Here is a 24574-nt window from a genome sequence, read left to right on the forward strand (position 1 = left end):
CATCTCAAATCAATTATCCACGACCGATTCGGTACCCATTGCTGATGCGTCCGAGCCGAGACGACGCCGGCGTTTTCGTTTCAGCATGAAGACCCTGCTAGCCGCGTTCTTGGGTATCAGTGTCATCGTGGGGATCGGCGTCACCCGGCTGCGTGACCATTTGAATCGCCGCGAAAGAATGGTGCCCGTGGCGTTTGACATCCAGACAGGAATGAACATTCGTTGGTCCGCCCAATCTGGTTCCACATCGTTTTCAAGCCCCGTTTTTCATCGGGGAAAAGTTTTCATCGGGACGAACAACACGACCGGTTATCTGCCACGCTATCCATCGATCGTGGACCTTGGCGTTTTGCTTTGTTTTGATGCGTCCGATGGCAGTCTACTTTGGCAAGCCTCCAGTGAGAAACTGTCTACCGGACGAGTTCATGATTGGCCTCTGCAAGGAATCGTTAGCACACCTGCGGTACAAGATGATCGATTGTGGTATTTGACCAACCGATGTGAGTTGGCGTGTTTGGACACGCAAGGATTCTACGACCAAGAAGATGACGGAGTGCCTTTGTCAGCAGATGTGGCTCTCTCCATCAAAGAGGCCGATGTTGTCTGGAAGCTAGACTTGATGAAGGAGCTCGACGTCAATCCCCACAATGCCAGCGCCAGTTCGCCCGTTGTCGCCGACGGGCGAGTCTTCGTCGTCACCGGCAATGGGCTCTCATCAGATCACGTCACCAATGCATCAGTGGATGCTCCAAGTTTCATCGCCGTCGATGCCGCGACAGGCGCCTTGATTTGGTCTGACGATTCACCATCGCCCAACATACTGCATGGCCAATGGGGCTCGCCGACCTATGGTGTTTTTCAAGGCGTGCCACAGGTCATCTTCCCCGGTGGCGACGGTTGGCTATACAGCTTTGATCCAGCGGGAAACCCAGATGGCACTGGCAAGTTGTTGTGGAAGTTTGACTGCAACCCCAAGGATTCCGTCTGGTTATTGGGCGGACGTGGAACTCGAAACAACTTGCTCGCACGTCCGACGGTTCACGACGGGTTGGTGTATGTGACCGTAGGCCAGGATCCCGAGCACGGCGACGGCGTCGGCCATGTCTGGTGTATTGACCCGAATAAATCGGGTGATGTCAGTACCGAACTGGTGTTCCATTCCGCGTCACCTCAACAACCCATCGCCCACAAGCGAGTTCAAGCCTGTGACGCCAAAGCCGGCGATTTCACCCAGCCCAACCGCAACTCTGCGATGGTCTGGCACTATACCGGCATGGACTTGGACGGCGATGGCGAAATCGCCGACAGCGAATCAATGCATCGGACGCTCAGCCAAGTGGCGATCGAAGGAGAATTGGCGTTCTTCACTGACACCTACGGTCTGATTCATTGTGTCGACAGGAGAACTGGCCGCGGTCACTGGCAATACGACCTTCTGGCATCCACCTGGTCCACACCCGTGATCTCCGCGGATCACGTCATCGTCACCGATGAAGACGGCGCGGTATCTGCGTTCGCACTCTCAGCGGATCCCACCATCGCCATGCCAGGCGGCAATCCGCTAAGCATCAGCCATTTGGATAGTTCCGGATACGCGACGCCCACGATCAACAACGGCGTCCTCTACATCCTGTCCAGCAAGAAACTCTACGCAATCTCAGATTGAATGCGTATCTTTTTTCTTGGACGAGGTGGATTCCCAGACACCGTCCATCGTGTAGCGGTAGACCTTGCCATCCTCGATTGACATCAAGTGCAGCCATCCGCCGTGAAGCAGATCTGCTACGGGTTGGTGCTTTGCAATCACTCGGCCAATCGATTCACGCGGCGCCGCGATCACGACCAGCAGACGCTGGGGTAAGTGCTGAAAGTCACTGCCGGTGTGCAATGATTGCCAAGGCAGACCGGTCATCAAGTCTCCGCCGTTTCCGGACAAAATCCCGAACTGCCCGACCACGTTGTGCACCGTCTTGTTTCCGCTACCGAAATATCGATTGTCCACGGTCGAAGCGTAGTACTGCATGTTGATCCAGTGTGCGACAACCATGGGCGCCGTCATGATTGCCTCAAGCACACTGCCATGGGGATCCTGGCGATGGTCATAGCTGTGCAGGAACGATCGAGCGTCCAAGTTGGCGTGCTGGGTGACGGACCTTGGTGCCACCACAAACGCTGCGTTTCCAGCCAATCCCCATTCGGGTCGCACCTCGGACCAGTCACTGGCTCGTTTCAGCAGATCAGAGACCGACGAACTCGCAACCACCGGCATTCGTTCAAGTCGCGTCTGCTCGCTTGCAGTGTCGCAAATGTCGGTCAAACAACCGATCTCCAACGCTCGATGAGAGGGGACCTCCGCCTGATCATAGAACGTGATCGAATCGGTTGTCGTGTTGTGCAGTCCGGCGACGAACCAAGTGTCCTCCGGGATATCAATTCCTCGGTCGGAAAGCACAGAGCGAATGTAGGGTTGATTCAGCAGCATTGCAGCAAACCTGGCATTGGGTTGCCCCGAGTGTCCACCACATGCTCCACAATCAAGGCCAGCGGCCAGCGGGTTGTTGTCGGTTTGGCTACCGTGTCCGCAGAAGACAACGAGTTTCGCAAAGTTCTCGGTGAGTCCAAGGTTACGCAACATTGCTTCGGCTAAGTCGGCTTGCACCGACGTTGTGATTCCCTGTTGGTTCAAGCCTCGCAGAGTCGGACCGATATGCTCTCGATCTTGCACCGCAACGCCATCGAATCGAGCGTCACCCTGTTGTCCTGATAAGCCCAGCGCTCGTCGCAGCAGTTTCAATCCGTACATCAATCCGGTTGTCTCGACAAAGGTGAAACAGCCAACAGCCGATGTCTGAAATCCTTTCCACATCTGTTTCCATGATCGAATACGATGACGATCAGCAATGGCCTGAGTTTCGATCGGCGTGTCGGTTTCGTGCAGCCCTTCACGCAGTTTGAATTTCGGCTTGAGCAATACCGGCAAATGCGGCACACCTGACTTCGCGCCCAGCGGGACGTATTCGATCGGCATCCCAAAGAATCCGGCGAAACCGAACGTTTCGACTTTATCCGACACCGTCTCCAACTGACGTCGGATTCGCTCAGATCGCACATCGATGCAAAACACCATCTGAGCAAGCTTGCGATCGGTGTCCGTGTTCCTTGACGCCTCTTCGTTCATGACCAGCGAGTTCAACAATCGATTTCGGTAGCCGATTTCGCTCGCCTGCAGCAGGGTATACCGGACATCAATGTCATCCTGAGATGCATCCCCGGCAGGAAAATGCTCTGGGGACACGCCGTCGAACAAATCCACCCAGTCCACGCACACATCCTGAAGCTTTGCCAGTGCTACATCGTATGCCATTCGAATCGCCAGTAGGCTGTTGAAATCAGGACCCTCACCGTCCCCACCTCCCGCCCAACTCGATTGGTATTTCGTCCATGCGCTCCAACCGGGAACAGAGAAGGCTTGGCAAAGTAAAAAACGCGACCACAGTGATTCGGGAATGGCCAAGGCTTGCAGCATCGCTCCGATGGCCTCCTGCGGCGTTGATGGCAATCCGCGGACAAACTGTCGAAATCCAGAGAGCCCCAAGATCTCAACGTTCAAGTCGTCCTGCGCGGAATCCCTCCAAGACTCGTAAAGTGATTGTCCCAAGTTCGGACGAGACCATTTCGCCTGACCTTGGTCATAGTATGCGGCGCAGTGCTTTGAAATATCATCAATGATCACTTCCTGCCAATCGGCGCACCCAGTTTTCGTTGCCAGTTCCGCAATCGTTCGAACAACCCGATCACCGTTGGTCGGACTTAGAGAATCATCGAAATGGACCCCACACGGTCCGATCGTATTGAGTTGGTCAGCCAGTTCCTCTGCGGTGTACTGAGAAACGACCCCAGCGGCAGCGACTTCCCCAATCGCAACTCGGATATCTGCCACTGAAAAATTCCCTTTGTGAAACTCTGCTGCGTAATGTTTGAGTGGCATCAGCAATTCGCAATCAGAGTACGACCGCATGGACTCACGGGCTGCCAGAAACGATTGGGCAGACAAACCGGCATACGGATTGACAGCGACGTAGTCCCGGAGGGGCCAAACCGGCGAGACGACACCAGCGACTTTAGAGAGTACATCGTCGATCTTGCGAACAATACGCGGCGTGACAAATACAGGTGCGTCCGCTACATGAAATTCTGCAGGCTGTGCGATGCTCATCGAAAATGATCCTTGTGTAATTCGAGAAACTGGTCGTGGAGTAGGGGCTGTTTGCGTTGGTCGTTTGATTGTTTGGCTAAATGTGATTCAGCCGTTTGCATTGAGATGACGAATCGGCGCCAACAATCGGCGGACAATGCTTTCCATGTAGAAACCGTTGGATGCATGGACATGCCATTTGCTGATCCATTTCGCTTGGCTTTTTCCAGTCACGGTCGCTTGCAGTCCGAACACCGCCAGGAAACCCACCAGGATGATTCCCGAGACCGCCCAAGGAATCTGCGCTGTGTTGCTGCTCGGGATGCTGGCCGAGATGACTTGATCGACCGCGACAAAGCTGCACGTGTAGGCGGTACACAGTGCCCCGGCAACAATCATTGCCTGAACCCACAGTTTTGCGTTTCCGGCTTGGTAGACCTGAGCCACCCAGTAGGTGAGCGCCAGGCAGATCACGCCGCCCAGCAGCAGTCCACCAGGTTTGACAATCGGATCGACTCCGAACGCAGCAAACGAGAGAGACAAAATGCCGAGAGTTGAGATCCCTGCGATCCCCCATGACGTGATCAGTCGGCCAAAAGCTTGAGCGTCGACCCTGTGAGCGTCGACCCTGTGAGCGTCGACCCTGTGAGCGTTGAGCCGAGGGTCAGGGACCTGCTCACCCGGGAACAACGTTCCACTGCTCAGAAACGCGTGTGCCTTGTAGAGCGAGTGAGCGATGATATGCAGCATAGCAGCAGAGAATGCTCCCAGCCCACATTGCAACATCATGAAACCCATTTGTGCGATCGTGGAGTACGCCAACGATTTTTTGACACTCGTCTGAGTCAGCATCACCACGGCTGCGAAACAGGCAGTGAAACCACCGACGATGGCCAGAAAGGTTAATGCCCAGGGCGCGAGTGCAACGAGTGGACTCGTTCGGATCATCAAGTACCCTCCCGCGTTCACGATTCCAGCGTGCATCAATGCTGACACTGGTGTCGGCGTCTCCATGGTCAAGGGCAACCAAGTGTGAAAGGGAAACTGGGCCGACTTCGTGATCGCTCCAACCACCAACAGAAACCCTGCGACGCCAAGTGATGTTGTTACCGATTCCATCGACTCCGCTGCGGCGAAAAGCTCGGCGAAGTCAAACGTATTGAACTGGCGATAGATCAACACTAGAGCAGCGATCAACGAAACATCGCCGAGTCGACTGATCGCAAACTTGGTCCAAGCCGATCGCTGTGCCGCAGGTCGATGCCCGTAGTGTGTCAGCAACTGGTGCAATCCAAGACTCGTCAAGATCCAAGCAGCCACGAACATCAGCAGGTTGCCCGAAATCACCATGATCGATACAGCGCCGATGGTGAACGCCGTCCAGCGAAAGTAACGTCCCTGTGTCGCTTCACCATCCAGATAGCGAGCCGAGTAGCCGCAGATCACCCAGCCGACGAAACTGACCAGCGTCAACATCAAGCTGGAGACACCGTCGAAATAGACCGAAACGGCGAACGGTAAGTGATCGGCCGACAACAACTGCTCTGCGATCACCGGACTCGCACCGGTCACAAACAACGATGTCAGCAGGAATGCAGAGACAAACTGAAGCCCCGAAATCCAAGTGATGGTTCGACGCAACCATTCGACACGAGCATTTGCCAGGCCGGTAGGGACTAGGGCAAATCCAAGCAGCACCAGGGCTGGCAGGAGCAGAACGCAGGCAACGGCAAAACTCATGGCTGAGATCCTATTGGAGACGAAGACTGTGACGCGAACTTTAATACGCGACACCTACGTCGTAAATAGGGTTTCGTGTGTTTTTGCTGGAACCTTGAGCCAGAAATTTGCCCACGGTCTTAAAACGATGGTTTTCCGCGTGTTTTGAATGCGAACAAAATTTCGTTTGACCCGCAGCCGAAGGCGCAGGAGACACCACCAAACAGCGGCTGGGTATTTACTCGTTTAACGCCAAGCCGCAGGCGTAAACGGCGATGGACTCTGTGGCGCAGTCCGGTTGGTGGTGGCGATTACGCTGGACTGCTCAGAGTTTGGCGTTTGCATTGTTTTTTCAGTCCATGTTCTTGTTCCACGCATCGCAATTAAAGTGAGCCTCAGGCGCTAGCCGTGGGCCGGCACACAATCCGCCTCAGGCGCTAGCCGTGGGCCGGCACACAATCCGCCTCAGGCGCTAGCCGTGGGCCGGCACCACAATCCGCCTCAGGCCCACGGCTAGCGCCTGAGGCTCACTGGGGGCCACACACTGTACCGGCAGTAGGGACATGAACTTGCGCAAACCCAAAAAGAAACAACACCACACTTTGAGCAGTCCACGTTTACGCCTGCGGCTTGGCGTGAAACGAAGATTGCCGACAACCAAACGCAATCACGCTGCTCGGCTGGTTTGGTAGGAAAAGAATTGCACGCCGCGCGCATCCTCACGCATCAATTCACGGGCAAAGGCGGCCGGACTCAAGTGATCTTCGTAGTACCGAATCGCTCCACGCCGAAGCTCGGCGATTTCATCTGCTTGCATGCTGTCCACTCGCTCCAACGCTTCCTGGAAACCAGCACGCCCGGAGAACGCGATGCAGTTCACACCATCTTGCAAAGCTGGCGTGAACAAGCTGCCGTATTCGAGCACGGGGATGGTTCCGACGGCCATCGTCTCGACACAATTGTGCGACAGTGGATAGTCGACGCCGGGGGCGGCCAAGAAGAAGTGGGCTTGCGAGAGCGTTTCCATCCACTGCTCGGCAGGTAACCGATGCGTGCCGCTGTCGATCAGCACAAACCCATCGATGTTGGTCGTCTTGGCGTTCGCTAACTGTTTGGCATCATCCAAGCGGGTTGTTCGCTTTGGGTAATGTGTCAACGCTTGAGCGATCAATTTGTACCGATTGACTGTTTCGAGCCAACGGTAATGGTCGATCTTTTGATACGACTTTTGTTGGCAATTGCCGCCGAAAAACAGCAACCACTTTCGCTCCTGATTTCGGTACTCCTCCAGCCGGGCATCTTCGTTGAGATCCCAGATTTGCGGATGAAAGCTATAGGGCAGTGGAATGTGCTGCGGATCGGTGCGCCATTGCATGTGGTGCGAGACACGCAGAGTTTTTTCGGCAGGTGCGGCGGGGTTGCTGCGATCGGTCAGGCAAAGATCAAACTTGCTCGGTCCGACCGAGGCGTCAAAGGGGTGTGTGGCACTGACCGCCGACCATTTGATACCTTTGTGAGCGGACTGCAGAAATCCGAGACGGGGGACCAGATAGACATCATATTGGGCTCGCCGAAGCAGTGAGACGAGGGCGTGAAAGCGTCGCCCTTGCTCTCCGTCGAGAGCCGTTTGCGTGAAATCCAACAAACAGGTGCGAGTGCCGGTCAAAGCTGGTTTCTGCAGCGCCATCCAGCGGTCGCGAATCGCCCGTGTCTTCTTTGCACGTACCAGCACCCGAAGCTGGCGAAGCGATTGGCGAAGGGCAGCGACTCGATTGGTCCAGCTCATGGTTCTCGCATCCATCTCTCTTGATCGCAGTTGCTTGAAACCAATCCGTCAGGCTCAAAGCATTCGTCTCGCGACATTCGCAAGCAAATTGACTTTTACGCGACCGGGGAGTCCCAAGGCCAGATCGATTCGCCGTCAATCTGTGGGATTCAGCCGGACCGGATCAAGCGTGTTTCGCCGCTAAAATGCTGCTGAATCCCGGTTGGTGTTTGCACCTCCAGTGCCCCGTTGTCAAGGACGCCGATGCATGTCCCCGAGACCGACCGCTGGCCGCTGAGGAGCGAGATCGGTTTTCCGGCGAGCAAGCACCGCTGCCGATACGCGTTCAAGATTTCTGAGGGGGACTGCTGTAACTGCCGGAGCGTCTCAGCCAGCGATTCAACGATCGAAATCAGCAATGCGGCACGCGACACGGGGCTGCCGGTTGCCTTTGCGAGCGATTGCGGCGTGGGTTGCCCTGCGGCCGCTCCGTCCAATGCCGGTGCTTGGTCGACATTGACGCCGATACCGATGACGACATGGCTGTTTTGCCTCGCGAGCGATTCGATCAGGATCCCGGCGACCTTGCCGCCGGAAACGTAGACGTCATTGGGCCATTTCAGCCTCGCGATCAGCGGCGCATGATCATGCTCGATCGCCTGAGCGATGGCGACTCCGACGGCCAGAGAAAGCAGGTGCCCCGATTCGCTTGCGATTTGCCAAGGTTGCAGCATCGAAAAGGTCAGAGCGTCCCCCGGGCTTTGCCATTGGTTGCCGCTGCGACCTCGGCCTGCCGTTTGCTGATCAGTGAGAAAGAGAATTGGCAGTCCGTCCAAATCTGGCTTCGGCCCACGCCCACCGAGTTCCTGCAACGCGTCGGTGTTGGTGGAGAGGGTTTCCGCCGAGTGAAAAACTTCGCCGCAAAGTTGCTGTTGGATCAAACGGTGTGTTGCACGACGCAAGTCGTCTGAGACGTCGCCGGTGGTGTGAATCCGCAAGTCGTGATTGGAATCATCGGGTTCATCGGACAGGGAATGTGGTGAAGTACCATTTGTCATCATCTGAGGACCCACGCCAGCAGGATCGCTACCAAGAGCGTCAGCCCGGTCCACTGGATCCAACGCGGCAGGGAAGTCCCCATGCCATCGTCGCTGCCAAACTCGTTGCGAGCAAACTCGTCATAGTCAAATCCGTCGTCCCACTCATGCTCGCTCTCATCGCGCCAGCCATCTGAGTCGCTAGAGCCGCAGTGGCGGCATGATCGAGCACCCGCAGGAATGTCGCCGCCGCAGTGTGAGCAAGTATCAGAACTCATGAAAACGACGTGCAATCAACTCGAACAGGTGTTGCCCAGCATGAAACGCAACCAGCCGCTAACCGAACATTTGCAGCGGCGTTGTTGTCTCACCAGCACCGTAGAATGTACGGATGTTGGGCAGAATGTCTACCAGGTCAGGACCGTTACTGATCCCGAACCACATGGCGATTTCGGCGGCCAGCGAATCGACGGAGGTCGTTGGGATCAAGCGTCCACGGTTCAGGTAAATATCGGTGCCCATGGCGAGAGAGGTCGGGAACTGTCCGTAGATCTTGCCGCCGTTGATTCCGCCTCCCATCACGATCTGATTCCCGCCCCACGCATGGTCGCTTCCCTTGCCGTTGGTACTGAGTGTTCGCGCGAAGTCCGAAGCGGTGAACGTCAGCACGTCGTTCTCCAGTCCGAGTTCTTCCAAGGCGTGATAGAACGACGTCAAGGCGCGGCTGACCCGTGAAAGGTTGCCTTCGTGCGCGGTCATCAAGTCGCCGTGATTGTCCCAGCCACCGAGCGACACAAAGAACACTTGGCGTCCTTGCTGAAGAACGCTGTTGGCACCGATCACGCGCGCGATCGTTTCCATTTGGCTACTTGGCGACTCACTGTTGAACGGAGTGTTTACTGTGACGGTGTTGACTGCTTCGTTGAACGCAATCGCCGCGTCTATTGAGTTCTTGTTCACATCGACCAGCGATTGAGAGAGCAAGTTGCTGTAGGTCTGATCGAGAAAGCCGTTGATGTTGCGCGAGAAGATACGGTTTTGATAGTTCGTCGTACTGAGATCAGGCGAGTAGCCTGCCACAACGGTCGCTGGCGTTGCAGGAGTGCTTCCTGACGGGTTGCTTGCGGTGATCGTGTAGGGAATCACGGAACCGCCAGTTTGAAACAAGTTCACTCCGCCGATCGAAATGTTCATCGAAACGCTGGGATTCTGATTGGTGGCTTGCATTGCGTCGGCAAGTCGACCACCCCATCCTGTCAGCCCGTTGCGGGTCTGCGGAACGCCGCTCATCCAGTGTCGTTGCAAGTCGGCGTGGGAGAACAGACCCAAGGGTTTCTGGGTGCTCGCATACGTTGTGGCGGTCATGTAATCGATCAAGGAGCCGATGTTGGCCACGAAAGCCAGCTTGCCGGTGTTGTAGAGTCCTGCCACTCCGCGTTGAGCGGGATCAGTGCTCGCGTTGGGATCTTCGTCGGCAGCCATCCCAGGGCTGAGGCCAAAACTGCGACCGCTGCCATCTGGGTTCAAAGGCACAAGTGAGCTTTGCTCCAGTGCCAACCCTCCTTGGTTTTGCTGAACCCCGTTTCCGTCTACGTAGTCGAATCCGCCACGCGAATCGTGGTAATGCCCGTATTCACCGGAGGTCGAATCGCCGTCGCGTGGAATCAGCATGTTGTACGAATCGTTACCTCCAAACAGGAACAAGCAAACGATCGCCTTGTAACCACTGGTATCGTTTGCCGCCATCACCGACTTAGTCGCTTGCAGCCCCAGCAGGGTGGCCATTAATGACGTGTTGGTCATCATTCCGCATCCCGCCGCGGCCTTTAGCATCGAGCGTCGCGATGCAAGCGAGGAGGGAGAATCGCTTCTGGACATGGTCGTTGACTCCGACAATCTGAAAAGGATGGATTGCGATGCAGTGAAACAGTATCGGGCGATGAAACCCGATCGCGGAACTGAAAAACCTTTCTCCGTCAGCCCTACCGAACCGGCCAACGAGAACTCTTTAGGAAACCTCTCTGCGGACTACTCTTCAATCACGCAGTCGGGCGAAATCAACACTGCGAGCAAGGCTTCCTCTAGCCGCCCGACGTTGCGAGTATTCTGGTTCAGCGTTTCTGCAGCGATCGCATCCTTGATAATCGTCTTGGTTTCTTCGCTCAACGAACCGTGACAGAGCAACAAGTCGAAACGCTGCAAGATCGGCTCCATGTTCGCCAGATCCTTGGCCATCTCGATTTCTTCGTCCAAATCAAATGTGATCCTGCACGTCCCCACACGCATGCCGTACTGCATGTACCTGTTTCGGGCGCTGTAATACATCCGATTCAACGTCCGGTTAGCCGTTACCGCGGTCAAGATCTGAAATTCAGGGGCATACAAAGCACCAAAAGGATTCCGCCGGGAGGGAACATAGGTGGTCAATGCACCGGGTGGTTGGTAGTCGGGCAAGTAATAATTGAACACGGTGGGTGACCGATACGGCATCTGTCCAAGGTCACTTTCGATCGAGCGAGACAGCATCATGTAACCGTTTGGGTAGTCCGACGATGGACGCAGTGCTCGGATCATTCCCGTGATACGCAGGATGGGCTCCTTCATTCGACTGTACTCGGTCCCCCGAGTGATGACTTCCACTCGCGGCGGGTTACTCAATCGTCGCGTCCGTTGTCCGGCAAACAGCTCGGGATCCGTCAAAATGGCTTTGACCACCGCTTTGAGGTCCCCGCGCTGTCCTTGTCCGTTGTTATTGAAGACACGCGTAACGCGACGAACGTAGCCACGCGACGGATTGGACTTGACCAAACGCTGAATCAACCTGATGCAGATGAAAGGCGCAACATTAGGATGGTTGGCAACGACATCGAGGGCTTGGTCGATCTCAGCCTTCGCGTCTTCGTTGGTCATCGGAACCGGCAAAGGGTCCAGAGTCACGCCGAAAACAATTTTGCTGTGCCGTTCGTTGGGGTCGACCTGACCAGGAACGTTGGGGTCTTCGGCGTAGTTGTAATTGTTGTCGTGCTGAGACTGATCCACCATCATCGGATCGCCGAGATTCAGACCGGTGTAAAAGCTGTTGGACCCGTTGTGATAGTACTTCATTCCAGTGAACACGCGAGCCAGCTCTTTGATTTGATCGTTGTCGTAAGTCGGAATCAGCTCCCCATTGGCGTTCAGCCTGGGCCGCCCGTCTTGGTGCAGTTCATAAAGACCGACCGAAAACAACTGCATGATCTCACGTGCGTAGTTTTCATCGGGGTAACGCCCCAATGCCACATTCGACTTCAGATTCCGAACCGAACTGAGCCAGACGCCCATGCACGGATGATACGTCACCTGCCCGAGCAAGTCTCGATAGCTGCCCGATGCACCGGCCGCGAGCATGTCATAGTAATTGCTCATGCCCAGCCAATCGGGGATACTTTGCTCACCACCGCCGATGTCGCGGCCGGCGTTGTTGTTGAATCCTGCACCTGAATCGCCGATGACAAAGATTTGCGACAACGCGTAAGCAACTCGCTGTCGCAACTGATCTTCGCCTGTCAAAGCGATATGCCACCATGCCTGATAGCGATAATCTTGGATGCCGACATTCGCCATGTCAGGCTCACGTCCGTCGGTAGCGATGATGTCGCGAGCAACTTGCTCCTGCGATGAAACGGGCAACTCAAATTGCTGATCGATCCATTCGCCGAACGCACGCATGTTGCCGATTTGCAAGATCCGATCGGCCAACGCTTCAATCGACGCTTCGTCGGGACCAAACGTCGCCTTGGACAAGAACTGCGACGCTTGAATCTTTGCATTCATGCGACGAGCTTCTCTCGCATTGGGCAAGTCAAACGTGCCTGCCTGAGTGAGGTTGACATCGCAGAGGCAACATAAAACCACTGTCAAAAATAACGTTGCGCGGGCAGCAATATGCCCGCCCCATCTGAACAACAGAAGAGGCTTCATTGTAGAACCGCTCGTGGAGAAGGAAGAAAAGAACACGTGCGTAGCTAAAGACCTCCGGCTCACAGTCCACTCGGGACTACCAAGCTGTCCCTGGGAATGAGCCAAAGTCACGGGCGATGCACGTCTCGTCGCTGCCCAAGAATAGCGATCTCAACCCCGCAATGCAACTTGCAACGGTGACCTGACCCCCATTGAATCATCTCTTTTTCCTAGCCAGGAAACCGCTAGACGCTCGCCCTGCATGAAATCGGGCGTGAAGGCAGGGTAAAGAGGGAAGAAAATCCTACACTCGCGTTGGAGTCCAGGGCCCTGGTCGGGCACCCAGAGTGCACCACGGGAGGCGAGGGGGCACGTGTTTGGTTACCCTAAGAATAGAAGTCTTGATGGCGGAGACCTTGAGGGAAGGAAGAAAATGAGTCAGGGCACAGCAGCGGATCGGCAATTGTTCGTCAGCGGTGACATTCGCAGCATTCCTTTCGGCGAGTTGAGGCCGATGTGCAGCAACGTTTTCGAGTGGCTTGTGGCGGGAGTGCTGTTCAAGCTTTTCAGGATGCCTGCGCCGCTTCAGTTCGCGACCGAGAGTCGCCGATTGCTGAGCGTCAATGCCGAACAAGTCCCCAAGCGGCTGATGAATTACTTCGATGGCCTACGCCCCCAAGCCGAACCATTGGGGTACCAGATCAACCACTATGCAACGATTCCTGCCGTTGGTCCCATCGCGATTGCCCTGATGACCATGAGTGAGCCTGCTGGGCAGAGCTGCTTTTACGCCGTTCGGGTGGCGTTGAAGGTCAATGACAGTATCACCGACGATGGCCATTTCGGATTCAATAGTTGTCTCGCCGACGATGAATTGCTTTCGACGATCACGTATGCGAAACTGCCCAAGCCGCGCCCCGGAATGGATCGAAAAATCATCAAGACGACCGACGTGAACGCTCTCCACAAGGAACACCGCAATCGCATGATGGGCAAACGAATCACCCCCGTGCATCCCTCCCAATGGTTTGCTATTGCGGAGAAGCACAACCGGCTGGAGACGGATGACTTGCTGCAGCGACGCGTCACTCGCTTGGCAACCCCCGGTGAAGTCGCCCGTATTCGTTCTCAGACGGGATAGCGAATTGGACGAACGTAAGACCTCCGCCAATTCCAATCAGCTCTCGGGTTCTCCCGTCAAGTTGCCCGTCTCTGACAACGTTTCGATGCCTTTGATCGACGTCTTTGGTCGTGTGCATCGATCGTTGCGCATCAGCGTGACCGACCGCTGTAACCTGCGTTGTTTTTATTGCATGCCCGAAACGGGTGCAGAGTTTGCGCCGCGAGAGAAATTGCTGACTTTTGAAGAAATTGAGAGGCTGGTTTCGCTGCTCGTTGATCGGTGCGGGATTCATAGTGTTCGGATCACGGGTGGTGAGCCACTGGTACGCCGCGATCTGGATCGGTTGATCAAAATGTTGGCTGCGCTGGATCGATTGGATGATTTGTCGCTGACCACCAATGGTTTGTTGTTGGCCGAACAAGCCGAGCGTTTACGTGATTCAGGCCTGCGACGATTGAACATCAGCTTGGACACGGTAGACGAAGCGACGTTTCTGAGAATCTCGCGACGCAAAGGGATTGATCAGGTGATCAGCGGAATCGACGCTGCGTTGCGTGTCGGGTTCGACTCGATCAAGCTCAACACGACCGCGATGAAAGGCATCACGCAAACGGAGATCGTTGACTTGGTTCGATTTGCCATTGAGCGTGATGTGGAGCTTCGGTTCATCGAGTTCATGGCTTTGGACACCGATCGCGCATGGCAGAAAGCCGATGTCCTCAGCGGTGATGAAATTCGGGCAATCATCGAATCCCATTTTGGCAAGCTGACCGAACGAGATCGTCCCCATGCATCTCAGCCTGCGGAAAGTTTTCAACTTTCCGGCGGTGCGCGAATCGGTTTGATTCGGTCTGTCAGTGTGCCCTTTTGCAACGCCTGTGACCGTCTGCGGCTGACCGCCGATGGCGCAATCCGAAATTGTCTGTTTGCCCAGAACGAGTTTCCGATACGCGACAAAATGCGAGGCGGAGCGAGCGACGAAGAGTTGCTCGATGTGATCGTGACTGCGGTTTCCGCGAAAGCCGCCGGCCACGGCATGAACGACGTGTTTTTTTCGCCCCCCGATCGGCCGATGTATTCGATCGGAGGCTAGCGGTCAATGAATCATCCCGTCGGTTCAGGCTAGACTTACCGTTGCGTGTGTGTCAGACGCGACTGTCTGAGCACCATTGTTTCACCCCACTGCTTTGAATCCTATCTTTGGACTCGCATTCATGCGTACGCAAAATTCTGAACCAACGGGCTGCCAGATTCACCGGTTTCGTTTCACAGCAGGCTTGCTCGGTATCATCTGTGCTATCGGGTTCGGATCACTGGGGTGGCACGCTGCGATGCCTCCGCGTGCCCTGGCCGATGATGTGAGCGATGCAGCGGCTTTTCAGCAGATCTACAACGAACTTTTGTCACGGATGGACAAGGACGTCGATGATGCCGCAGCGTATCTAGAGGCAAAGCTTGCGGAGCATCCCGAGATGTCTGATCTCAATATCTTGCGTGAGTCGCTGGCCGGTCGGTTTGCATCCGATGGCCAAGACGAGAAGGCGTGGCAGCAGTTTCAAATGCTGTTGGACGATCAGATCGCACACGTCAATGTTCAAGGAAACCAGTACGGCATTTGGATGACGATCCAGGGAATGCAGGGGCTGAATCGTCAGTCGCCTGAGAAAGACAAGATGATGCAAGCGACGCAGCGCGGCGTGAATGCACTGTCGTCGGTGTCACCCGAGCTGGAGATGCAAGCGCAGTTGCCGCTCTCGCTGTTGACGGCGATGCACGCAAAGGCGTTGTCGGATGACGGCAAAGAGGAGGAAGCAAAAAAAATGGTGCAAGCCCGTTTGGATCGACTCCGCGAGATCAACACATCTGACGATGCAACAGAGCAGACCATGCAAGCGATCGTCAGACTGCTGCGCACGCTCAGCACCGATCAGGCTGAGAACGATCCTTGGCGTGACGATTGCATCGCGATGATCGACGGCGTCTTGGAATCTGCCCTGGAACGCTTTCCCGAATCACCAGCACTGCAGTCCGACTACGCCGAGACGCAGTACTTGATGATCACGCGATGGAAGCAGGATGATCCCGATGCGGCCAAAGCACGATTGGATAGGGTGACGAAACGTCTCTTGCCGATTTCGGGAAGTAACAGAAACGTGCAATCAACCTTGAGACGCCTGGAAATCCACCGAGAACGAATCGCCGGCGTCAAGCCAGCCAAGACGCTTGTGGGGGCTGCCGCTCCAGATTGGGACATCGACGCTTGGGTCAATGCGACGGACGTTTCGCGAGAGTCACTCAAGGGGAAAGTGATCCTGATCGATTTCTGGGCCATGTGGTGCGGGCCGTGCATCGCAACGTTTGATCACTTGCGTGAGTGGCGTAAAGAGTTTGGCGACGACGGATTCGAAATCGTCGGAGTCACCACGTACTACAACTACGCCTGGGATGATCTCAATCAGCGGGCGTCTCGATCGACGGACGAGGTGTCGGCCGAAGACGAACGTAAAACGCTGGAGAGTTTTTTGAAGCATCACGAATTGCTGCATCCCGTGATCGTTACTCCCAAAGAAAGCGAGATGCAGTCGGAGTACGGCGTGCGTGGGATTCCCCATGTCGTTTTGATCGATCGCGAGGGCGTCGTTCAACTTGTTCAAACGGGTGCCGGCGAGGCGACGGCGAAAACGATCGAAGCAAAGATCCGAGAGTTGTTGGGGAAAGGCAAAGGGAAGTAGCTCCCAACCCGACACTTGTTGCAGTGAAATCGTCACGTAGTCGCGTCTTTCCGAGACGTGAAAAGAATTGTTGCTGCATACGACCGTGAAGCGGTCTCAGACGGCAGCCGGCGATAGAGCGCAGCGATCATCGCCGGTTCATTCGGTCTGACGAGAATCGACCCCGGAAGCGGTAACAGCCCAGATTCCGAGAAGTCTGCGACACCCTGCGGGGTCGATTCAACATGGTCGTCGCATACCACGGGTGCGCCTTCGGCGACCCGTGGCTACCTTCTGCGATCCCTCGCGGGATCCACTTCACAATTGGTGAGCGAAGAAGTGGAGTGGCCCGAAGCAACCGCGAGACCACCATGACATCGAGTTCAAGCATTCAATCGCGTTGTTCCGCACTCATCGGTTTTCAATTACAAACCGATCAGGCTCATCAATCGTCGATGCACTCGCATCACGATGAAATTGGCACCAACCAGCAAGTTCAACCGCCAAGACGAGACCGTTTCGAGTCACTCAGAGTGATCGCATCATCAGCAATCGAGCCAACCAAGAGCAAGAAACCGCGTCGCTCACCCAAGTCACACTGGGCAATCTCGGCAACCAGCTAAACCAGCAAAATCTAGCTGGTAGCCAACCAAAGAAAGAAACCCTCAATCAACGTCTGCGCGCTCTGCAGAGGGTTCGGGATTTAAGAAGTGAACGCTCCCACAATGTCGAGCCGCGGAGGCGGCGGAAGCGTAAAGCCTGGGACGCGAGTCCCAGGCCTCGTTTCGCAAGCGGTCCCGATTAAGCCCCGAAGGTGGCGACAGATTATGGGCGATACCGTGCCCTGTCTGTCGCCGCTCCGCGGCTTTCACAATCGGAAACACGGCACCCCATGGGGCTGACGCCCCATGCTTTACGCTGCCGTCGCATCCGCGACTATCCACGGTTCGGCTTTTAAAACCCCCTTCCCCTTATTGCGATCTTCCCCTTATTGCGATTCCGACATCAAAAAGGCCGGTAACATCTGTCCCTGAGTTACCACATTCCTTCTGCGTCTACATAAGCCACCAAGCCGTCGTCGTCGAAAACCACCTGTGTCCATCCTGTCCGCCAGTTAGAGCGATAAACCCAGCATTCTTCGGAAACTTCTTGTGGTTCGCCCATAATCTCACGCACATCTGATTTCTGCAGACCTTTGATAATCAGCTGCGTCTTGTGCGTTCCGCCCGGCGGCTCACCTGCCTTGATGAGGAGAACCACCAAACCCGCTGATACTACAACGCAAAGAAGCAACGATCGTAAACTGAATTTCATTGATGTCGCCAAATCAGGGACCGCAACATGATCCGCCTGTCCCCTCTACCATCTCGTCCAGTGCTTCTTGCAAACGCTTCGCGCGGGGACTGGTCTCCGGAAAGTCATCCGGAGGATTCGGACACGCGGTAAGTTCGCCATCAACAATGCAAGAGATGTCGCCATTTTTCCATTCGTCAAGACATCCCTCCCAGCATGGATCAGAAACACGCCGCCCTGCAGCATTGTTAGCAAGGTCCATATCGTCCGCAAGAGACGAGCCTCTATCCTCACGAGCATCCCATTCACCATTACATCGTGGGTGTCGTGAGTTTATGTTGCAAGAGATAACGCAATGAAGCATTGCGTTGTGGCCGGTATCGTTCGCATGTGTTGGAAGCCCGAGATACTGAAAATCAACTCGAATCGCTTGGGCTTTCGGGCCGTAAACGCAGAAGCATCCAAATTTCGAGAACCAACTTTGACCCTCAGGATCGACTCGGGAAAGCGGCCCGGACGAGGTGTATTCATAGGAATTCCACTCACTACCGTCGAACCCAATTGGATCTCTGGAGCAAGACTTAGCGACGGCTAATGAAAATGCAGCTGCGGTCGTCGTAATTGTCCAATGTCAGGCTTGGCGGTCGCGGAGACGCTGTTGCAGAGTTGCGAGCTGGGTCGTAAGTGCATTTAGGCTGATTTCGGCCAGGGTAGACACAGTCGAAGGTTCATCTCCTAGCAAATCTTGAAGCAATAGGACCTTGCCAATCAACTCCCCCTTCTCAAGACCTACCCGCTCACCTTCTTCGCGACCTTCTTCGCGACCTTCTTCACGACCTTCTTCACGGGCACCTGAAATCGCCCACTCATAGTCGCGTTGCGCTTTTTCGCGTTGATCGTACATTTGCTTGTCCTCCGTTTTGGCGGATATGATCTCAATTGTGGAAATGGCCGTTTCGAACTCGATCCCAGGCAGCAGCCGACACAGAGTTGGGGCATCGTAGTCCTGCGCGAAAAGCAGCAAGAACGCCCACTGATGCAATTTACTCGCGGCGGCAATCGTGTGCTCATCGAGGGAATACTTCGTTAATTCTACCGTGTGGACCTCGATTGCGTTGGAGATTTCGCGGCCGCTTTCCCGGTCAAGCATCTGAAAGCGATGGTGGGCTTGGTCGGTCGCTGCAAACAGCACTCGATTGAGCAAGCAAATGGAGATCGATGGGGCTGCTAGAGCATAGTTGCCGCCCGCTGTCAGTTGATCCACGTACATACTGCAGGCGTAGTAAACAAGTCGCTCAATTAGCCCGGCATAGACTGAAACCTGCATCTCCACGTTCAACCATCGACCTACTTCGTCCCGGCACCGGACATCGAGCACGATCAGCTTGCTCTCGGAGAACTCTTGGTAGCTGAATGGATTCAGAACTTCAGCTGCGATGATGGGTCGCTCAAGATCAAGGATGGCATTGAGCAGCCCGATCAAGGCTTCCGAGTTTTGGGGCGAGCCGAAGATTTTCTTGAAAGCGAAATCGACAGTCGGCCGAATTCCAAGCGGCATTCTGAATACCTGAGTGCGAATGGGGCAAAGCTCTTGTGCCCTACCATCGTAGCGGATTCTCAAGCTTGTGCGGTCGATCGCGAGCCAATTCACTGAAGCCAATCAGACTGTCGACGCTTCCTGAACGAGTCATGCCGGACGCCATGCTGCATCGCGGGAATCCCAGCCTCCGCCACCCCTCCGCTCACGACGCCCAATCTCCGTTCGGTCGCTACGACGGGGCTCCACGCGACGTCACTGACTTTCTGAGAGCTCAACCCCTACCAATTCTTCTCCTCCACTCACAGCTCCCCTTCTGCTTCCCCCATTTCGTGTCGCGTTGCCCCGGACGGCATCGTGCCACCGGGCTGGATCATGCAGCGGCCATCCAGGCCGCCGTGCCTGGCGGCGGCACTCAGGCTCGAATTGTGCATGGCGGCCATCCCGCCAGAATGTTGCGATGACTTCCTGTCATCGCTGATCGCTTCACGACTCATGAAGTTTGTGGGTGGCACCAATTGGTCTGGGAAAGTGAATGCGTCACGTAGTCGCGTCTCTCCGAGACGCGAAATTCCGCGTCTCGGAGAGACGCGGCTACGTGCGATCAGCATGGACGTGCGAACTAGATTTGATCGCCTCCGGCGATGGTCAACATAGCCTTTAGCTTTTCGTTGGTCATCTCGGCACGTTCCAAGGTGAGGACTGATCCATCAAGCATCAACACTCGAACTTCGTCGCGTTCGCCGAACACATCTTTTATAGGCTCCTCTGCTGATATTACCCAGGGTTCCGGATTCGCCCAATGGACCGCGGCCGATTCTGGAGCGTCAATCACCGCGATGGTGTTGGACGTCCCGTCGGTCACATCCCGGAACTGTTTCGGCGGCCCGTCGCCCGACCAAAGCGAACCTGGAAAGACCGGTGCACGGTACGTCGTCAACGTTCCGTCATCCGATCCGTTGGTGTAAACCGGCAGGACAGAAGTCATCAGATGCTCGACCGGTTGATCATCCCAAGCACGACTCAAGTCCAACTCGTAATAGAACGCTTGTTGGCTCAGCCAAGGCAGGATGGGTACTCGCCAGCTCAGCAACGGTTTTCCGTCTCGATCGACAAAGCAGCGTGGTGGCAGATGCCCGTTGACGTCGGCGTAGTTGTGAAAAGCAAGCCCGATTTGTTTCATGTCGTTGGAGCGTTGCGTTTGGTTCCGCTTGCCCTTGCCTGCAGCCAGCAAGGGTTTCATCATGTCCAACGCAACACCATCCAAGTGTATTGAGATCGACATCTCGCCGCGTTCCAGAGTCAGCATCGATCGGAAGGGACGCACCAAATCCAGCGCGGTGATTTGATCCAGTTGATCCGCGAGGCGGCTGCCAGCATCCTCCGATTCGGCGAGAACGTTGACTTTCAACGACAGCGACGGCGGCAACGTCAGCCCGACGACGATCTTGTCGATGTCTTGTGCCAGTTTGCGAGGCGACAATTGAATGGGGGACGAATCCGGCAGCCTTTCCGGCCACAGTTGGCCTAGCAGGTGTTTGGACGCGGGCGGCAAGGAAAGCACAGCGGTATGATCGGCGCGTTGTGCGTCGCTCAGTGGTGTCAACAGCTCACGCACGCGGGATTCATGAGATGGTGACAGTTCGTCTTCGGCGCCACTGAGATTGGTTTTGGCCAGTCGTTGCAGACCACGCTCACTGCTCAACAAAACGGCGTCCTCGGACGCCCGTCCTTGCAGCACGGCAAACACGCCTTTGGCGACCGGCAGCAATTTCAGTGGATCATCGTGCGGGATCACAATCAGAGGAGCTTGATCGGCCACGGATTGAGTGCTCAGCAGCACGAACACGGACTCGACACCCGCTGTGCGAAGCGTATTGACGACTTGCCCGAACATGTCACCCAGCGGGGAATCGTCACCGGCGAGTTCCTTGAGTTTGGCTTTTGCCGCGTCGACGTCGATGGATTTCACGTTCAGTTCGACGACACCGACGGACGATTCATCGATGTACTTGGCCAACGGATGATTCAGTACGACGTCGGCGATCAGGACATCACTGGATGGTTCAGCACGCAGTTGCTGAGCCATGCTGGTATTGGCCAGTAGCAGCACGGCTAGGCTCAAGGTTAGTAGTACATTCTTCATCGTGATGCCTCCAGCTTGATTTCGAGAACAGTGTCTGGGTCGTTGGGAGATCGAGCCGCCCGCGTCAGAGTTGCTTGATTGGGGCTGGTTCGTTTGTAGGAAAAGTGCTCGCCGGTGAAGTCGTCTCGTCGGGCAGGCACGGGGCGTAGCTGGCTGAGTTTTTCTGGAAGCTGTCCGGTTTGCCCGGCGTGAAGCCTCAGTGCGGCGAAGGTCATCGCTAGGCTGTGATCCTGCTTGCACCGAGTCCGGGCACGAAAGACGGCGTCGGCCGCTGGCAAAAGCAATCGGGCGAGAACTTGTCCGACACTGAGATCGGCTTCGTCGAGCTCAAACGCAGCGTTTCGCTCGGCGGTGTATTCTTGGCGATCAACATCCGGCAGCGTGGACCAAACCAACCACCGGTCACGAACGCGTCGCATCTCCAGATCGATGGCCCGCAATACGATTTCCGCGTCGGATAGCCCTTCCATTCGGTCTCGCCACAGCGATGAATTGGACAGCGCCATTCGAGCAGGCTCGATCATCGTCGCTGCGTAGAGTCCACTGAGCAATGCGGTGGACTCTGCAGGCACGTCACTTTCAGAAACTAGCCGAAATTGTTCTCCAATGGATTGCAGCCAAGCGATCGCTGCGGGCTCGCCAATGGGGTCTTTGGGCAGACGCCTGAGTTCAGAAAGCATGCCGACGTGAGCGATGGTTCCGGATTCGAACTCGAGGGATTGACTGATGTTGGAAATCCGATCGACAGGAATCATTGAAAGCGCCCAATATAGACTTGGGGCGTCGGGTTGCTGTTGGATTTGTTCGATTTCATTGATCATCACGCCGGTGATCGCGATGCCGACCAAGCGACCGATCAAGAGATCCGTGCTTCGCGAACCCACCTCCGCCAGCCGAAAGCCCAGTCGCAGATCATCAATGGCGTCATCCCATCGTTTCTCGGCGGTGGCAAGACGAATCCGCAAGGCCAAGGCACGTGCCAACGATCGCATCTCTTGGAACTCGGGCAGCCATGTTTGAAAGATCTCTCCCGCCGTCATTCTGTCCATGCCCAGGTCGTAACTCACGTCCATCATGTTTTCGATTCGTCGAAGCTCGCCCAGCGGTTTCTCGTAAGGAATCAATACTTTCCGAACCGCGTCCACCGGGAGTTGATCCACGGGCATGTCCAGCCACTCGCCGTAGTCTTTGGAGAACTCGACTTTCTGATTCTCACCCACCTGAACACTCAAGATCGCCGCTCTGCTGACGATCGGAGTAGCCAGCCGAGGCTGTCGGTCCTCTGGACTCGGCCACAATCGATACCGCAACAGCGGGTCCGGTTGCTGGCAAGGATGCAGCACGATGGTTTGGGGTGCTTTCTCTTGGGGTTCGTCCGCTTTGGCGTCAGTGTCTGCCTGCAAAGACGGGGACAACATCACTTGTGCCGACACGGTCGCCATCGGACAGGCGACTAAAGAACCGATCAAAACCATCATCGGGGCGATCGCCGGGGCGCCCCGCCGAATCGGCCAAAAAGGAAGTCGAGACATCATCAGTACGAATTCTCCAAGCTAAAAGTGAACTGTTCAAAATCCTGAACCGTGCGTAAAGCACCCGCAGAAAGCGGTGCCGTGAATGTCGACGTGTCGACATCGTTGTTTGCCATTGCTGCATCACTGGTCTGATATGGTCGTGAGACCGGTTTGGACTGATTCATCAACTCCATCGAACCGTGATAGGCAGTCAAAGACTTGCCATGACGCTTGCGGTCCTGCCAGCGCGATGTCCACCGGATCAGGCTGCCCCGCGGTGAACGAAAGTCATTGATCGGTGATTGGGCGGTTGAGTTGGGTGATGGGGAGTTGGGTGCCGCCATACTGGAAGTGGCGTTCGAACTGCTTTCGTCATCGGCAACTCGATCGTCGTTTTTCGCTAAGGTCGGGGCCTTCGCTAACGCCGGCCCGTTCTCCAAGGCCGGCTCGGCGTCCGGCACTGACTCGGTCACCTGAGTTTCAGACTCCGGAACCGCGGCTTGTGCGGAATGGGGAGAACCAACAGGATTTGATGAGTTCGATGTGCCGACGGTGTATGCGGTTGGCAAAGTGACCAGAGCCGTCAATAGACTAGCCGCCAGCATCGATCTCCATTTGCCGATCTCGCGGCGCGGTTGTGGTTTTGCTGTCAGCGTCGAACGCTCCGCCAACGCGGCTTCGTATCCGGCACGATAAAAGACTTCGCGAACGTCGATCGTCGCAGTAGCGGGAACGAGACCACGCAGCGCATCCGCGATGGACTCGTCGTCACCGTTTGAGTTGAGATGCTGTTCATCATTCATGGCACGTCTCACTTGGCAGTTGTACGTTGTGCTCGATTTGGTCTCGTACCGAAAACTGTTGCTTCAAAGTCTTCAGGCCCTGTTGAAAGGCACGGTGCGCGGTGGCTTTGGAGGTTTCCGTGATCTCCGCGATCGACTCAAAGGACATGTCGCCCCAAAGGTGCATGACGATGATTTCGCGGGTGGGCGATGGCAGCTTCAACAGCGCTTCAGTGACTTGCTGAGCGTCGATCGCGGTGTCGATCAAATTCGCGTTGGCGGCGAACCAGTTCGCCGAGACGCATTCCGACTCGCGTCGCTGTCTGCGAAGGTTGCTGCGTCGCCACATCAATAATTGGTTCCGTGCCACGCGGACGAGCCACGCGAGGGGATCGTCGGGCATGTGTGGCTGGGAGGCCAGTGCGATGAAAGCTTCTTGGACGGCGTCGTCGGCGGGTTCTCCGATGGATCGCGCGATGAGCAACACGCGGCTAGCGTGGCGGTCCCATGTCTCGGCGAGGTCCAGTGGAGTGATCAAGTCAACCGACGGCGTTGTTCTTGGTGTTTCGTGGTGTTTCTGAAGTCAAGGATGCCGCCGACGGGGTTCGGTCTCAGAAAACTTTTTGGAGACGTTGAGTTTATTTGGGGAGGAGTATTCGGAGGAGCAGCCGCGTAGATACCGTCGTGCGTGTGGTAATGGCACCGAACAGGACAATACGCCGCTAGTGCATCGTCCAGTCTTAGAACGTGGGTTCGGTAGATATGCCGTTTTGGCGTTAGCCACGGTTTTCGTGACACAACCGTGGCTATCGC

At 55.7% G+C, this 24574-nt stretch carries 19 protein-coding genes; 5 read left to right on the plus strand and 14 right to left on the minus strand.

Translation table 11 applies throughout. The features are described from left to right. The first annotated feature begins 85 nt into the window (after positions 1 to 85). Entirely contained in the window at positions 86 to 1666 is a 1581-nt protein-coding gene (locus Pla52nx_RS19235) for a PQQ-binding-like beta-propeller repeat protein (protein WP_146519874.1), read from the plus strand. Here the strand turns inward: Pla52nx_RS19235 and Pla52nx_RS19240 are convergent. The 7 genes from Pla52nx_RS19240 to Pla52nx_RS19270 form a co-directional block, all read right to left on the minus strand. After that, on the minus strand, positions 1658 to 4216 hold the full coding sequence (locus Pla52nx_RS19240) for a YbcC family protein (protein WP_146519873.1): 2559 nt from the start codon (positions 4214 to 4216) through the stop codon (positions 1658 to 1660). The two genes, Pla52nx_RS19235 and Pla52nx_RS19240, sit on opposite strands and share 9 nt — an antisense overlap. An 87-nt stretch (positions 4217 to 4303) precedes the next feature. Then, positions 4304 to 5935: a proton-conducting transporter membrane subunit gene (locus tag Pla52nx_RS19245; RefSeq protein WP_146519872.1), complete on the minus strand. Its 1632-nt coding sequence runs from the start codon at positions 5933 to 5935 to the stop codon at positions 4304 to 4306. Between the two features lie 646 nt (positions 5936 to 6581). Next, positions 6582 to 7700: an exostosin family protein gene (locus tag Pla52nx_RS19250; protein WP_197454551.1), complete on the minus strand. Its 1119-nt coding sequence runs from the start codon at positions 7698 to 7700 to the stop codon at positions 6582 to 6584. Positions 7701 to 7849: 149 nt separating this feature from the next. Continuing rightward, positions 7850 to 8740 carry a biotin--[acetyl-CoA-carboxylase] ligase gene (locus tag Pla52nx_RS19255; protein ID WP_146519870.1) on the minus strand — a complete coding sequence of 297 codons (891 nt, stop codon included), beginning with the start codon at positions 8738 to 8740 and terminating at the stop codon, positions 7850 to 7852. Continuing rightward, positions 8737 to 8994 (minus strand): zinc ribbon domain-containing protein, encoded by a 258-nt coding sequence (locus tag Pla52nx_RS19260; protein WP_146519869.1) that lies wholly within the window; start codon positions 8992 to 8994, stop codon positions 8737 to 8739. Before Pla52nx_RS19260 ends, Pla52nx_RS19255 begins: the two co-directional genes overlap by 4 nt. Positions 8995 to 9052: 58 nt before the next feature. Further along, on the minus strand, positions 9053 to 10594 hold the full coding sequence (locus tag Pla52nx_RS19265) for a DUF1501 domain-containing protein (RefSeq protein ID WP_146519868.1): 1542 nt from the start codon (positions 10592 to 10594) through the stop codon (positions 9053 to 9055). Between the two features lie 150 nt (positions 10595 to 10744). Beyond that, on the minus strand, positions 10745 to 12529 hold the full coding sequence (locus Pla52nx_RS19270) for a DUF1800 domain-containing protein (protein WP_197454550.1): 1785 nt from the start codon (positions 12527 to 12529) through the stop codon (positions 10745 to 10747). Between the two features lie 559 nt (positions 12530 to 13088). Between Pla52nx_RS19270 and Pla52nx_RS19275 the strand changes: the two genes are divergently transcribed. From Pla52nx_RS19275 to Pla52nx_RS19290, 4 genes are all read left to right on the plus strand, one after another. Beyond that, positions 13089 to 13796, plus strand: coding sequence for a hypothetical protein (locus Pla52nx_RS19275; RefSeq protein WP_146519866.1), 708 nt, complete (start codon positions 13089 to 13091; stop codon positions 13794 to 13796). 4 nt (positions 13797 to 13800) lie between these two features. Beyond that, complete coding sequence (gene moaA / locus Pla52nx_RS19280) at positions 13801 to 14871, plus strand: GTP 3',8-cyclase MoaA (protein ID WP_231741940.1); 1071 nt, start codon at positions 13801 to 13803, stop codon at positions 14869 to 14871. Between the two features lie 121 nt (positions 14872 to 14992). Continuing rightward, positions 14993 to 16510 carry a TlpA family protein disulfide reductase gene (locus Pla52nx_RS19285; protein ID WP_146519865.1) on the plus strand — a complete coding sequence of 506 codons (1518 nt, stop codon included), beginning with the start codon at positions 14993 to 14995 and terminating at the stop codon, positions 16508 to 16510. A gap of 350 nt (positions 16511 to 16860) precedes the next feature. Next, a complete protein-coding gene (locus Pla52nx_RS19290) occupies positions 16861 to 17112 on the plus strand; it encodes a hypothetical protein (RefSeq protein ID WP_146519864.1) in 252 nt (83 codons plus the stop codon). A 412-nt stretch (positions 17113 to 17524) separates the two neighbouring features. Here the strand turns inward: Pla52nx_RS19290 and Pla52nx_RS19295 are convergent, their stop codons facing one another. From Pla52nx_RS19295 to Pla52nx_RS19325, 7 genes are all read right to left on the minus strand, one after another. Beyond that, complete coding sequence (locus Pla52nx_RS19295; RefSeq protein ID WP_146519863.1) at positions 17525 to 17803, minus strand: outer membrane protein assembly factor BamE; 279 nt, start codon at positions 17801 to 17803, stop codon at positions 17525 to 17527. Between the two features lie 610 nt (positions 17804 to 18413). Continuing rightward, positions 18414 to 19340 carry an Rpn family recombination-promoting nuclease/putative transposase gene (locus tag Pla52nx_RS19300; RefSeq protein ID WP_146519862.1) on the minus strand — a complete coding sequence of 309 codons (927 nt, stop codon included), beginning with the start codon at positions 19338 to 19340 and terminating at the stop codon, positions 18414 to 18416. Positions 19341 to 19621: 281 nt separating this feature from the next. After that, on the minus strand, positions 19622 to 19834 hold the full coding sequence (locus Pla52nx_RS19305) for a hypothetical protein (protein ID WP_146519861.1): 213 nt from the start codon (positions 19832 to 19834) through the stop codon (positions 19622 to 19624). Positions 19835 to 19941: 107 nt separating this feature from the next. Beyond that, positions 19942 to 21465, minus strand: coding sequence for a DUF1559 domain-containing protein (locus Pla52nx_RS19310; RefSeq protein ID WP_146519860.1), 1524 nt, complete (start codon positions 21463 to 21465; stop codon positions 19942 to 19944). Beyond that, positions 21462 to 23000: a hypothetical protein gene (locus tag Pla52nx_RS19315; RefSeq protein ID WP_146519859.1), complete on the minus strand. Its 1539-nt coding sequence runs from the start codon at positions 22998 to 23000 to the stop codon at positions 21462 to 21464. Before Pla52nx_RS19315 ends, Pla52nx_RS19310 begins: the two co-directional genes overlap by 4 nt. Beyond that, the gene (locus Pla52nx_RS19320; RefSeq protein ID WP_146519858.1) at positions 23000 to 23782 is read right to left on the minus strand and encodes a hypothetical protein; all 783 of its coding nucleotides are present in this window, start codon (positions 23780 to 23782) and stop codon (positions 23000 to 23002) included. The genes Pla52nx_RS19315 and Pla52nx_RS19320 overlap by 1 nt, the downstream gene beginning before the upstream one ends. Beyond that, the gene (locus Pla52nx_RS19325; RefSeq protein WP_146519857.1) at positions 23775 to 24299 is read right to left on the minus strand and encodes an RNA polymerase sigma factor; all 525 of its coding nucleotides are present in this window, start codon (positions 24297 to 24299) and stop codon (positions 23775 to 23777) included. Before Pla52nx_RS19325 ends, Pla52nx_RS19320 begins: the two co-directional genes overlap by 8 nt. Between the last annotated feature and the right edge of the window lie 275 nt (positions 24300 to 24574).

This window comes from Stieleria varia (assembly GCF_038443385.1).
GTDB lineage: Bacteria > Planctomycetota > Planctomycetia > Pirellulales > Pirellulaceae > Stieleria > Stieleria varia.